The organism is Kribbella pratensis, from assembly GCF_004366075.1.
Classification (GTDB): domain Bacteria; phylum Actinomycetota; class Actinomycetes; order Propionibacteriales; family Kribbellaceae; genus Kribbella; species Kribbella pratensis.
This window is the reverse complement of sequence record NZ_SODU01000006.1, coordinates 120,404-132,621: the sequence shown is the minus strand read 5'-3', so window position 1 is coordinate 132,621 and position 12,218 is coordinate 120,404. Positions and strand designations below refer to the sequence as shown.

The 12,218-nt window shown below is 67.5% G+C and carries 14 protein-coding genes; 5 read left to right on the top strand and 9 right to left on the bottom strand.

The features are described from left to right. Positions 1-19 precede the first annotated feature (19 nt). Positions 20-283 (bottom strand): hypothetical protein, encoded by a 264-nt coding sequence (locus EV137_RS40110; RefSeq protein ID WP_166680165.1) that lies wholly within the window; start codon positions 281-283, stop codon positions 20-22. A gap of 66 nt (positions 284-349) precedes the next feature. Here EV137_RS40110 and EV137_RS40105 point away from each other — a divergent pair, with 66 nt between their 5' ends. Next, positions 350-982, top strand: a complete 633-nt coding sequence (locus tag EV137_RS40105) for a TetR/AcrR family transcriptional regulator (protein ID WP_166680164.1) — start codon at positions 350-352, stop codon at positions 980-982. Here EV137_RS40105 and EV137_RS40100 read toward each other — a convergent pair whose 3' ends face one another. From EV137_RS40100 to EV137_RS40080, 5 genes are all read right to left on the bottom strand, one after another. Then, positions 983-1,429: a GNAT family N-acetyltransferase gene (locus EV137_RS40100; RefSeq protein ID WP_166680163.1), complete on the bottom strand. Its 447-nt coding sequence runs from the start codon at positions 1,427-1,429 to the stop codon at positions 983-985. 69 nt (positions 1,430-1,498) lie between these two features. Then, positions 1,499-1,816, bottom strand: a complete 318-nt coding sequence (locus tag EV137_RS40095) for a helix-turn-helix domain-containing protein (RefSeq protein ID WP_134133379.1) — start codon at positions 1,814-1,816, stop codon at positions 1,499-1,501. A gap of 20 nt (positions 1,817-1,836) precedes the next feature. Continuing rightward, on the bottom strand, positions 1,837-2,187 hold the full coding sequence (locus tag EV137_RS40090; protein ID WP_134133377.1) for a type II toxin-antitoxin system RelE/ParE family toxin: 351 nt from the start codon (positions 2,185-2,187) through the stop codon (positions 1,837-1,839). A gap of 52 nt (positions 2,188-2,239) precedes the next feature. Further along, positions 2,240-2,509: a DUF3017 domain-containing protein gene (locus EV137_RS40085; RefSeq protein WP_134133375.1), complete on the bottom strand. Its 270-nt coding sequence runs from the start codon at positions 2,507-2,509 to the stop codon at positions 2,240-2,242. A 46-nt stretch (positions 2,510-2,555) separates the two neighbouring features. Further along, on the bottom strand, positions 2,556-3,413 hold the full coding sequence (locus EV137_RS40080; protein ID WP_134133373.1) for a bifunctional methylenetetrahydrofolate dehydrogenase/methenyltetrahydrofolate cyclohydrolase: 858 nt from the start codon (positions 3,411-3,413) through the stop codon (positions 2,556-2,558). 314 nt (positions 3,414-3,727) lie between these two features. On the opposite strand from EV137_RS40080, the gene EV137_RS40075 reads away from it, so the two are divergent. After that, a complete protein-coding gene (locus tag EV137_RS40075) occupies positions 3,728-4,708 on the top strand; it encodes a pirin family protein (RefSeq protein WP_134133372.1) in 981 nt (326 codons plus the stop codon). Here the strand turns inward: EV137_RS40075 and EV137_RS40070 are convergent. Then, positions 4,705-5,016, bottom strand: a complete 312-nt coding sequence (locus EV137_RS40070) for a cupin domain-containing protein (protein ID WP_131344540.1) — start codon at positions 5,014-5,016, stop codon at positions 4,705-4,707. The two genes, EV137_RS40075 and EV137_RS40070, sit on opposite strands and share 4 nt — an antisense overlap. Positions 5,017-5,088: 72 nt before the next feature. On the opposite strand from EV137_RS40070, the gene EV137_RS40065 reads away from it, so the two are divergent. Then, on the top strand, positions 5,089-6,024 hold the full coding sequence (locus EV137_RS40065; RefSeq protein ID WP_134133370.1) for a helix-turn-helix domain-containing protein: 936 nt from the start codon (positions 5,089-5,091) through the stop codon (positions 6,022-6,024). Here the strand turns inward: EV137_RS40065 and EV137_RS40060 are convergent. Next, positions 6,012-6,653, bottom strand: a complete 642-nt coding sequence (locus EV137_RS40060) for a phosphotransferase (RefSeq protein WP_134133368.1) — start codon at positions 6,651-6,653, stop codon at positions 6,012-6,014. The genes EV137_RS40065 and EV137_RS40060 overlap by 13 nt on opposite strands. Further along, positions 6,654-7,916: a glycoside hydrolase family 18 protein gene (locus EV137_RS40055; protein ID WP_134003878.1), complete on the bottom strand. Its 1,263-nt coding sequence runs from the start codon at positions 7,914-7,916 to the stop codon at positions 6,654-6,656. It lies immediately after the preceding gene. Between the two features lie 95 nt (positions 7,917-8,011). Here EV137_RS40055 and EV137_RS40050 point away from each other — a divergent pair, with 95 nt between their 5' ends. Together EV137_RS40050 and EV137_RS40045 are read left to right on the top strand one after the other, a co-directional pair. Next, complete coding sequence (locus EV137_RS40050; RefSeq protein ID WP_134133366.1) at positions 8,012-8,722, top strand: transporter substrate-binding domain-containing protein; 711 nt, start codon at positions 8,012-8,014, stop codon at positions 8,720-8,722. A 169-nt stretch (positions 8,723-8,891) separates the two neighbouring features. Continuing rightward, a complete protein-coding gene (locus EV137_RS40045; protein ID WP_134133365.1) occupies positions 8,892-12,161 on the top strand; it encodes a S8 family peptidase in 3,270 nt (1,089 codons plus the stop codon). Positions 12,162-12,218: the final 57 nt, after the last annotated feature.

Genomic DNA, 12,218 nt, shown 5'->3' with positions numbered 1-12,218 from the left:
GTTCCTGTTCCTAGACAGCTCAGAAACCTAGACAGAGAACGGCGTGCGCCACTCCAGGCACGCTCAAATCACCCACACATACAGCAGAAGAGCCGAAGAACAGCTGCCCCCATCGGAACTGGGCCGGTGTGACGGGGTAGCTGACGTACTCCTCGGCGACGACCGGCGTGACGAAGAGCAGGGCGGTGTTGCCGGCGATCGCCAGCAGAGCACCGGCGACCGCGGCGAATCCGCCGTACCTCCGATGGCTCACAGCGACCGTGTTGTCGATGGACAGCGTCATGGTTCCCCCTCGCTGGTTGCTTCACTAGAGTGTTCACTAGTGATGCAGCTAGTAGAGTGCTGCTCTGTGGGAGATGTCAAGCAGTCGCGGCGGGAGAGGGCGCAGGAGACGCGTCGGCGGATGGTCATGGCGGCGTACCGCCGGTTCATCGAGGACGGGTACTCGGCGACGCCGATGGATGTGATCGCCAAGGACGCCGGGGTCGCAGTTCAGACCTTGTACTTCACGTTCCGGACCAAGGGGGACCTGCTGCAGGCGGCGTACGAGTACGCGGTCGAGGGGCCGGTGCCGGTTCCGCCGCACCTGTCGGACTGGTGGCGGGCGGCGGAGGAAGCGCCGGACGTCGAGACGGCGATGCGGCTGTTCATCGACGGGACGATGGCGGTGTTCGAGCGGGCCGCGCCATTGGTGTGGACAGTTCTCGGCGACGAGAACGCGCGGAAGAGCTACGAGTACAACGACGGGCTGCGGCGAGCGGGGTACGAGCGCGCGATCACCTTCCTCGCCGGCAAGCACCCACTGCGCGAAGGCCTGTCCGATACCCGGGCCCGCGACATTCTGCTCGTCGTCCTAGGGCCGCAGCTCTACAACCAGTTCACCCGCGATCTCGGTTGGACAAGCGAAGAGGTCGCCACCTGGTCCACCACGACCCTGCTGGAGCAGCTGTTCGGGGTCAGCCCGGACGGCACGCGTCGCTGACTACCTGAACCGGCGGCGGTACGACACCTGCCGGCCGTCGTCGCGCGTCGATCCGCTCAGCGTCCACCCTGTCTTTGCGTAGAACTCCTGCCCCTGGGGATAGTTCGCCAGCGTCCACACAATCGCTTCGTCGTAGTGCGCTGCCAGGTGCTCGACAGCCTCGTGCATGAGGGCGGTGCCGACGCCTTGACGCCGGTACGGTGAGTCGACGGCGATCGTGTCGAGTTCGCCGAGTTCAGGGTCGATCGGATCACGACTCGCCCCGATGCCGACGAACCCGGCGACGGTCCCGTCGACCTCGGCAACCCACCAGTTGCCACCAGCAAGCGTTTCCGACCACCGCGCGATCCGCCCGTCGTCCAGCACCGCGGCCGGCATCAACTCCCCGAACCCGTCGTTCCACGAATCCACGTAAACGCGCGCTACGTCGGACCCGTCAGCGCTCACAGCAGAACGAATCCTCACCATCCACCTGATGATCCCGGCATGGAACTGGAGCCGCAGGGGGTTATCAGGTCAGCCGAGCACGAGGCGTTCGTCGCCGAAGTCGGCGATGATCTCGAGCGTGCCGCCGAGCGCTTCGACGTACCGTCGGATGGTGCTCAGTTCGGATCGAGCCAGTTCGCCGCGTTCGATCTTGGAGACCGCGGTCTGCGTGATGTGCAGTCTGTCGGCAAGGTCGGTCTGGGTGAGTCCGTGCTGCTGCCGTACGTCGGCAAGCCGGTGCGCCCGCACCTCAGCCAGCGCCTCGTCCTCGAAGGCGGCGAGCTCAGCCTTGTCCTCAGGGGTCTTGATGAACTCGGCCAGCACCTCGTCATGCGTTCTGTACTTCATCACTTCCTCCTCCCTCCGAGTCAGGAATTCTTGTTCTTCTCGAGCTCGTCCAACCACTCGTCGTAGAGATCGTCGGCGATCGGGATGTTCCTGCGGTACCACGCCTCCCACTGGCCGACCTTGTCGCCGCCGATCAACAGCACCGCCTGCCGGACTGGATCGAACGCGAACAGCACACGGATGGTCCCGCTCCGGAGCTCCTTCATGTTCGAGTGACGCGATGCCTTGATCGTTTCCACCACCGGTCTACCCAGACCTGGGCCTTGTTGAGCGATCAGATTGACCCGGGCCAGGACCCGCGTCCGGTCGCTCCGTGGCAACTGGTCCAACCACTTGTAGCAGTCGTCGGTGTAGACGATCGTGAACCCCATCCACGCACGATAGTACCTGTAGGTTCTAGAACCCAAAAGTACTTTCAGTCCATCAGTTGGGGACGATGAGGGCGAGTACTGCTATGGCGGCGGCTGTGAGGAGGAGGAAGGTGGTGTCGAACATGCGGCTGCGGACGTGGAGGAGGCCTGCGGCTGTGTCGGAGAGGGTGGCGCGGAGGAGGCCGGCGAGGCCCAGTGCGCCGGCGAAGACGAAGACGCCGTTGCGCCAGTCGTAGAACCACAGCACGACCATGCCCGTGAGTGCGACCAGCAGCGTCAACCCCAGGGGCCATTGGCTTCGGCGCTGGGCCTCACCCGCCATCAGCACGCCACACCCAGCTCGGCCGCGTACGCCGTACCGCCGGAGGTCACTGGGGGAGGCTCGATTCGGCGGCTTCCACCACGTTGGTGAGGAGCATCGCGCGGGTCATCGGGCCGATACCGCCGGGCATCGGCGCGATCCAGGCGGCCTGCTCGCGGGCCGCGGTCTCGATGTCGCCGACAATCTTGCCCTCGGCGTTCCGGCTGGTGCCGACGTCGAGGAGGACGGCGCCGGGCTTCACCATGTCGGCGGTGATCAGGCCGGCCGAACCCGCGGCGGCGATCACGATGTCGCCGGTGCGCACGACGGCGGCGAGGTCCTTCGTGCCGGTGTGGCACTGCGTCACGGTCGCGTTCTCGCTGCGCCTGGTGAACAGCAGTCCCATCGGGCGTCCTGCGGTCACGCCGCGGCCGACGACGACCACGTGCGCGCCGGCGATCGGTACGTCGTACCGCCGGAGGATCTCCACGCAGCCCTTCGGGGTGCACGGCAGCGGACCGTCCTGGCCGAGGACGAGCTTGCCGAGGCTGACCGGGTGCAGGCCGTCGGCATCCTTGGCGGGGTCGATCAGGCCGAGGATCGTGTTCGTGTCGACGTGCTTGGGGAGCGGGAGCTGGACGATGAACCCGGTGCATTCCGGGTTGTCGTTGAGCTCCCGCACCTTCGCGGCGATCTCGTCCTGGGTCGCGGTGTCCGGCAGTTCGACCTGGATCGAGGAGATCCCGACCGCCGCGCAGTCGCGGTGCTTGCCCGCCACGTACGCCCGGCTGCCCGGGTCGTCACCCACCAGGATCGTGCCGAGCCCGGGCACCACGCCCTGCTCGGCGAGCTTCGCGACCCGGACTTTCAACTCGTCCTTGATCGCCGCCGCCGTCGCCTTGCCATCCAGAATCTGCGCCGTCACGACCCCAGAGTCTGCCACGCACCGCCTCCGGACCCCTACCCGGACCGCCACCACTCACCAACCGCGCCGCGTCGGACGCTCCTAGGCGTGGCGCCGGCTGGACTGGGGCGGCCCGGAGCGGGTTGGTGAGTGGCTGGGGTCCGGACCGCCAGGCCATCACAAGTGGTGCTCGGCGGGGCGGCCAGACGGGCCGCTTGGTCGAGGTGGCAATTGTGATGGGCTGGGAGGTCGCGTTGACCCGGGAATGCGTGCGCTCTTGCCGTGGTTCGGGCAGATAGTTTATTCTTGAACTACCAATCAGCGAGGAGCACATCATGCCCGCCGTGACCGTCAGTGACATCACCGTTCTGCCCCGCATCAGTGCGCAGGAGCCGGTGAACGAGCGTTCGGTGAAGTCGGTGACGTCTGCGCCGAGCGGGTACGAGGGCGAGGGCTTTCCGGTACGGCGGGCCTTCGCGGGTGTCGACCTCCGTGATCTGGACCCGTTCATCCACATGGACCAGATGGGCGAGGTCGAGTACGCGCCGGGCGAGCCGAAGGGCACGCCGTGGCACCCGCACCGCGGCTTCGAGACCGTCACGTACATGCTCGACGGGATCATGGAGCACCAGGACTCCAACGGCGGTGGCGGCGTGATCTCCAACGGCGACACCCAGTGGATGACCGCGGGCAGCGGCCTGCTCCACATCGAGACGCCGCCGGAGCACCTGGTCGTGAGTGGTGGCCTGTTCCACGGCATCCAGCTCTGGGTGAACCTGCCGAAGGCGCTCAAGTGGGCACCGCCGCGCTACCAGGACATCCGCGGCGGCGACTCCGCGCTGCTCTCCACGCCGGACGGCGGTTCGCTGATACGCGTGATCGCCGGCTCGGTCGACGGCCACAACGGTCCCGGTTCGACCCACACTCCGATCACGCTGGTCCACGCGACGGTCAGTCCCGGTGCGGAGATGGTGCTCCCGTGGCAGCCGGACTACAACGCGCTCGTCTACGTGCTGGCCGGTCAGGGCACGGTCGGCTCCGAGCGGCGCCCGATCCGCAAGGGGCAGCTGGCCGTCTTCGGTCCCGGCGACACGATCCGTACGGCGGCGAGTACGTCGCAGCCGCAGGCGGAGCCGAACCTCGAAGTACTCGTCATCGGCGGCCGCCCGATCCGCGAGCCGATCGCGATGGCCGGTCCGTTCGTGATGAACACTCGCGCCGAGGTCATCCAGGCCTTCGAAGACTTCCAGGCCGGCAAGCTCGGCAGCATCCCCGCAGTCCACGGCGCCCCGACCGAACTGCGCAGTACCGACTAACCCTCGGGGTAGAACAAGAACAGCGTGCAGCCCTGGGTGGACTGTGGAACGTGGGACGACCCGGCCGGGGCGTGGATGAACGAACCGGCCGGGTAGTCGCGTTCACCGTCGTTGAACACCCCGTCCACGACGAACACCTCCTCCGGCCCGGGATCGTGTACGTCGATGCCTTTCCAGCTCGATCCCGGATCCATCTGCAGCACGAACGCCTTGGCGACCGCTCCGGACCACAGGGGCCGCAATCTGATGCCGGGAAACAGTTCGCGGACCGGTGCGTCGTCGACCGACGCCCACTCGTAGTTCTCCATGCCTGAAATCCTCGCGCGGTCCACAGGCTCGTCCCCAGTGTCAGGAAAGTCCCGATCAGGTACTTTTCTGCCATGCATCGCGTTGTCGCTCTGGTGACCGCGCCGCAGGCCAGCTTCGAGCTCGGGTGCGCGGCGGCGGTCTTCCGCGATCCGCCGTACCGGTTCAGTGTCTGCACCGAGCACCCCGGAAACCTCAGTACCACTGAGGGTTTCGACATGGTGGTGACGTCCGGTCTGCGCGCGCTCGACCGCGCCGACACGATCGTTGTCCCCGGATGGCTGCCGATCAATCGCGAGCCGACGCCGGCGGTCCTCCGCGCGCTCACGCGTGCCCATCGACGCGGAGCGCGGCTCGTCAGCATCTGCTCAGGTGCCTATCTGCTCGCCGCGACCGGCCTGCTCGACGGGCGCCGGGTCGCGACGCATTGGCGGTACGCCGACGAACTGCAGCGCCGATTCCCCGCGGTCCAAGTGGATCCGGACGTGCTGTACGTCGACCACGGGGATGTGGCGACGAGTGGCGGGTCGGGGACCGGGATCGATCTGTGTCTGCACCTGGTGCGCCGCGATCACGGGGCGTCGTACGCCGCCTGGGTCGCCGGGCGGATGGTGATGCCGCCGCATCGCGAGGGTGGTCAGACGCAGTACCGTTCGGCGGAGCCAGTGCCAAAAGAGCCAGTGCCAAAGGAGTCGTTGGGAGGCCTGCTGGACTGGGCTGTTGAACGCCTGGACAAGCCGATCACCGTCGACGACCTCGCTCGGCGGGCGAATGTCTCGCCGCGGACACTCGCACGGCGCTTCGAGCAGCAGCTGGGTGCTGCGCCGGGGCAGTGGTTGCTGGCTCAGCGGATCGCCAGAACACGTGTTCTGCTGGAGGAAACGGACCTTTCCGTCGACGCGATCGCCGCCCGGGTCGGCCTCTCGTCCGCGACCAATCTGCGCAGGAGATTTCGCGCCGCACTCCACACGACCCCGAGCGCCTACCGCCGCGCGTATCAGGGCAAGTAGGCACCGGTGTCGTCGAGCGTGATGTAGTGCTCGATGCGCGGGTCCTCCGGATCCCCGCCGTACAGCTCGACGAAGCGTCGCGCCGCGGGCGGTCCGCCGTACTGCGGGTTGAGGGTGCCGCGCAGGCTCTTGAACATCAATGCGAGATCGACGTACCGGTCGCCGGCGCCGAGTCGGCTGAGATCGAGAACGCCGGCGAAGCGCAGCGTCGTCGGGTCGATGAAGACGTTCGGCGCCGCGTAGTCCCCGTGGGTCACGGCGGTCCCGGCGCCCGGGAACGGCGAGGCGAACGGGCAGTCCGTCAGCTCGTCGAGGGCCCGCAGACCTGACGCGATCGCCGCGAGTACGGCGGGACGGTCGCGCGCCGGCCACGGTTGGGACGCGTCGCGGCCGGGCAGCTCCGTGGTCAACAGCCAGTTGTTGCCCTGGTCAACGATGCGCGGACACGGAAATCCGGTGCCGGAGAGCCACGCCAAACGCTCGGCTTCGACACCGACTCCTTGACCCGCCTTGTAGTACAGGCGTTCCGGGCCGCGGTCGAGCCGGACCACGGTCGCGTCGGAGCAACCCACCGAGATCGGTTCGGCGCGGTCAGCGCCGAACCGATCCTGCAGAAGATTCAGATCCACTCAACGAAGGTTACGGTGCAGCGCCGAGATCAGCTCCCCGTTTTGGGTGTCACCGTCGAGCGACCAGATCATCGCGCCGCCCAGCTCGCGGTGCGAGATGTACTGCGCCTTGCGCTTCATCTCGACCGGGTCGTCCCAGGTCCAGAACGTCGTACCGTCGAACAGCCACGCGAAACCGGCGCGGTTGTCCCGGTAGACCGTGTAGTTCGCCAACTGGGCTTTCAGATAGCGGTAGTCCTCGGTGCCGGCGTCGAACGTCGAGGGCGCCGGACCGGTCGACGGCTGGAAGAGGCCGTGGTTCGCATCAGTCACACCGGTCCAGCCGTGCGAGTAGAACGGCACGCCCATGACCAGCTTGCTCCGCGGGGCGCCACGGGCCAGGTAGGCGTCGATCGTCACCTGCGAGCTGAACTCCGGTGTCGTCGGATCGCCGGCCGGTCCGTCGATCGCGGACTGCTGGTTGGTGAGCGTCTCCCACGGACCGTGGTAGTCGTACCCCTGCGTCGTACCGAACGTCAGGTCCTTGAACAGCTGACGGACCTCGAAGCCGCGGTCGATCATCGCCGGGTTCGCAGGCAGGAACGCAGTCAAGTCGTGCCTGCCCGGCAACCGGTCGAGTTGCTTGCGGTACTCGTGCACCAGCGCGGTGAAGTTCTGCTTGTCCTCCGGCCGGATCACGTTGCCCGGATTGCCTTCACTGGCAGGCCATTCCCAGTCCAGGTCGACGCCGGTGAAGATGCCCTTCGCGGCACCGGCCGGAAGACCGGGCAGGTTGCCCTTCAGCCACAGGTCCAGGCAAGACTTCACGTGCGCGGCCCGCGACGCCGGCGTGAGCGCAGCGTCGGAGAAGTGCGCCGAGCCGGTCCAGCCGCCGAGCGAGATGCTGATCCGGAGCTTCGGGTACTTCTGCTTCAGTTGCTTGAGCTGATTGAGGTTGCCGTTGAGCACCTGTCCAGGCTCGTCGGCCTTGCCGTTGACGCTCTGCTCGGCGGTGAACGGTCGCTGGTAGTCGGCCCACGGGTCGCTGCTGAGGCAGTTCCCCTGGGCGTCGACGAAGCCGAACGCGTAGTTGATCTGGGTCAACCGGGCCGCCGACCCGTTCTTCACCAGATCGCTGACCAGGAAGTTCCGGCCGTACCCGCTCCAGTTGGTGTAGTACCCCACCACTCGTTTGGTGCTGCCGTGCGCTTCAGCAGGTACGGCGGCAGTCGTTGGCACGACCAGCGCAGCCGCCATCAGCAGCCCCACACTCCGACGCCTCATAACACCCCCATCGGACGGTTCCTGCGCACACAGTAGGACCGTCGGCCTATTTACGCAATGTCTCTGCAAAAACTGGATCCGACTAGGGTCGCCGTATGACGACTGTTGCTGGGGATCTTGCGCCGGACGGGGTTCTGCGGGCCTCGATCAATCTTGGGAATCCGGTGCTGGCGCAGGGGACCGCGGAGGCGCCGGGTGGGGTGACTGTCGACATCGCGCGGGAGTTGGCCAAGCGGCTCGAGTTGCCGTTGGAGCTGGTGTGTTTCGATGCGGCGCGGAAGTCGTTCGAGGCGATGACGACCGGGCAGGCGGATCTCTGTTTTCTCGCGATCGACCCGGCGCGGGCGGCCGAGGTCGCGTTCACGGCGCCGTACGTCGTGATCGAGGGCGTGTACGCCGTACCGCGCGATTCCGGGCTGACCGCCGTTGCCGAGGTGGATGCGCCAGGTGTGCGGATCGGGGTGAAGCAGGGGTCGGCGTACGACCTCTACCTGACCAGGACGTTGCAGCAGGCAACGGTGGTCCGCGGGGCGGAGGGCGTCGACGTGTTCCGTGACGAGGGGCTCGAGGTGGCGGCCGGCATCCGGCAGCCGATCGCCCGGTACGTCGCCGAGAACCCGGACCTCCGCCTGATCGACGAGCGGTTCATGCGGATCCAACAGGCCGTCGGCACCGCAAAGTCGAAGCACCCCGACACGGTCGCCTACCTGCACGACCTGATCGAGGACCTGAAGTCCTCGGGCTTCATCGCCGCGTCCCTGGCCGCCTCCGGGCAGGCCGACGCCATGGTGGCCCCGCCTGCCTGAGCTCGGAGGCCTTTACGGGCAGTGACGAGGCAACAACCTGCCGTGGCAGGTGGTTCTGGCAACCATTCGATAGGGTCCGGACATCTATCGGTGAGTGGCCGTATGACTCCGCTCCGTGAGTGGCCTGGTGCGGCCCGCTGTGAGGACAACCGATCGGGAGGGACTCATCGTGGTATCCACACCACGATCGAGGCGCATCGGCGTTGCCGCCGTCGCCTTGATCGCTGCCTTCGGGCTCGTTACCCCGGGCCAAGCAACAGCCGGCCCCCAAGCCCATCCGGCCGCCAAGGATCAGAGCGTCACGCTGATCACCGGCGACCGGGTCACCCTGCGCGGCGGCGACCCCGCCCGTGCCATCATCCGGCCCGGCACCGGCCGGACCGACGTCGCGTTCAACTCGTACCGGCTGAAGGACCACTTGTACGTCGTACCGTCCGACGTCAGCGCGCGCCTGGCAGGCGGGAAGCTCGACAGCCGCCTGTTCGACGTGACCGGCCTGATCAAGGACGGGTACGACGACACGCTGCCGCTGATCGTCACGTACAGCGGCAAGGCCCAGAAGCGAGCCGCCATACCGGGAGCGACCGTCTCGCGACAGCTGCCCGTCATCAACGGCGCCGCGCTGAAGGTCACCAAGGACTCGAAGGTCCTGGACGGGACCGGCATCGACAAGATCTGGCTCGACGGCAAGCGCAAGGTCACGCTGGACCAGTCGGTGCCGCAGATCGGCGCACCGACCGCCTGGCAGGCGGGCTACACCGGCAAGGGCATCCCGGTCGCGGTCCTCGACACCGGGATCGACAAGGCCCATCCCGACCTCGCGACCCAGGTGGTGGGCGGCAAGAACTTCACCGACTCCCCGGACGGCGACCACTTCGGCCACGGTACGCACGTCGCCTCGACGATCGCCGGTACGGCGGCCGCGTCGAGCGGCAAGTACAAGGGCGTGGCCCCGGACTCGAGACTGTACGACGGCAAGGTCTGTGACGACTTCGGCAGCTGCCCGGACTCCGCGATCCTGGCCGGGATGGAGTGGGCTGCGACCGAAATCAAGGCCAAGGTCGTCAACCTGAGCCTCGGCGGCACCGACACCCCGGGCATCGACCCGCTCGAGGAGGCCGTGAACCGGCTGACCGCACAGACCGGCACGCTGTTCGTGATTGCCGCCGGCAACGAAGGCCCGGGGGAGCAGAGCATCGGCTCGCCGGGTAGTGCGGACGCCGCGCTCACGGTCGGCGCGGTCGACAAGCAGAACCAGTTGGCCGACTTCTCCAGCCGTGGTCCGCGCGTCGGCGACGGCGCCGTGAAGCCGGACATCAGCGCGCCGGGGGTGTCGATCGTCGCCGCGAAGGCGAAGGACTCGATCATCGGCGAGCCGGTCGGCGCGGACTACCTGCGTCTCGACGGTACGTCGATGGCGACGCCGCACGTGGTCGGGTCGGCCGCGATCCTCGCGCAGGAACACCCGAACTGGAAGGCGGCCGAGCTCAAGGGCGCGCTGATGGGTTCGGCCAAGCCGGCCGCGGACCAGACCGCGTTCGAGCAGGGCGCCGGCCGGGTGGATGTTGCCAAGGGCATCAAGCAGACCGTGATCGCCGAGCCCGGCAACGTCTCGTTCGGCACGGCGGTCTGGCCGCACGGCGACGACGCCCCGGTCACCAGGACCGTGACGTACCGCAACCTCGGCGACCGGCCCGTCACGCTCAACCTGGCCGCGTCGTTGAACGGCCCGGACGGCAGCCCCGCTCCGGCGGGCGCGCTCAAGCTGAGTGCGACCACGGTCACCGTCCCGGCGGGCGGCACGGCCACTGTCCAGGCGACCTCGAACACCAAGCACGACGGCCCGGACGGCACGTACTCCGGCCGCCTCACCGCGACCGCGGGCGATGTCAGCGTCACGTCGGCGATCGGCGTGGACAAGGAGAAGGAGAGCTACAACCTCACCCTGAAGGCGATCGGTGCGGACGGAAAGCCGGCCCCGTTCGATGGCGTCCTGTCCGCGGTGGACCGGAACTTGTTCCAGTTCCTAGGCGACGGCACCGACACGCTCAAACTGCGGTTGCTGAAGGGCGAGTACCTGGTGCAGAACAGCCAGTACGTCGAGCAGCCGGACGGCGATCTGGTCAGCTACGGGCTCGTACAGCCGTCGATCAAGCTCACCGAGGACACCACGGTGGTGTTCGACGCGCGGACGACGAAGCCGGTGAAGGTGACCGTGCCGCAGGCCGGCGCGGAGGCCGCGCTCGCCGACATCGGATTCGACCGGACATCCGCGGACGGTAAGAACGGAATGAGCTACGCCAACTTGTCCTTCGGATTCGGCGGGATCTACACCGCGCAGGTGGGATCCGATGTGTTGCCGCAGGAGCAGTTCACCGGCCATGTCACGTCGCAGTGGGCGAAGCCGGACGCCAACGGGTCGTTCAGCAACTCGCCGTACTTCGTCGGACAGGTCAACACGTTCCCGGGCGTGTTCCCGACCGGGTTCATCCGGAACGTCAAGGCGAACGACCAGGCCACGCTCCAGCAGACCGTCAACGCCACCAGCGACCGGGAGCACGAGCGGATCGTGTTCGGCAGCGGGCCGGGGATGAGTGGCGGCTGGGCGGTCGGACTGATGTACGGCAAGGCGCCGCTGACCACGACGGCGTACGTCGACGGCAAGCCGGCCACCTGGCAGACCGAGGTCGACGAGATCATCCCGAGTACGGATCCGGAGAACCCGTTCCCGGAGACGATCAGCCGGCTCATGTCGCCGTCGAAGGAGTACCGGGCCGGCAAGTCGTACCGCGAACGGTTCAACGCGGCGGCGTTCACGATCGCGCCGGACAAGGCGGTCCGGCAAGGGAACGGCCTGTTCGTGTCGGCCTACGGCCTCGGTGACGCGGACGGGAACAGTGGGTTCATCGCCACCGACTCGGAGTCCAGCAAGCTGATGCAGGAGGGGAAGGTCGTGGCCGAGTCGCCGTTCTTCGGGTACGTCGAGGCGTCCGAGCTGCCTGCGGCGAAGACGACGTACACGCTGGTGTCGACGCAGACGCAGTCGAAGAGCCCGTTCGCCACCCGGACCGATCTGCGGTGGACGTTCAGCTCGGCGGCCACGTCCGAGGAGACCAGGCTGCCGCTACTGGGCATCCGCTACCAGCCCACGGTGGACGATCACAACGTGGCCGAGCGCAAGCCGGTCACTGTCCTGCCCGTCGTGGTGGACGCGCAGGCTGGGCAGCAGTTGCCGGTGATCCGGAAGCTGACGGTCCAGGTGTCCGGTGACGGCGGTAAGACCTGGAAGAACGCCGCGGTCGCGCCGATCGGTCACGGCCGGTACAAGGCGATCTTCCAGACGCCGGCCGGAAAGAGCGTCTCGCTGCGGTCGCACCTCGTCGACGGCGCCGGCAACGTCACGGACCTGACCGTCATCGGGTCGTACGCGATGCGCTGACGACGCAACCCCGGAGACCGGTTGCCGCGTTCTAGCAGTTGCGCAGACAACCGACTT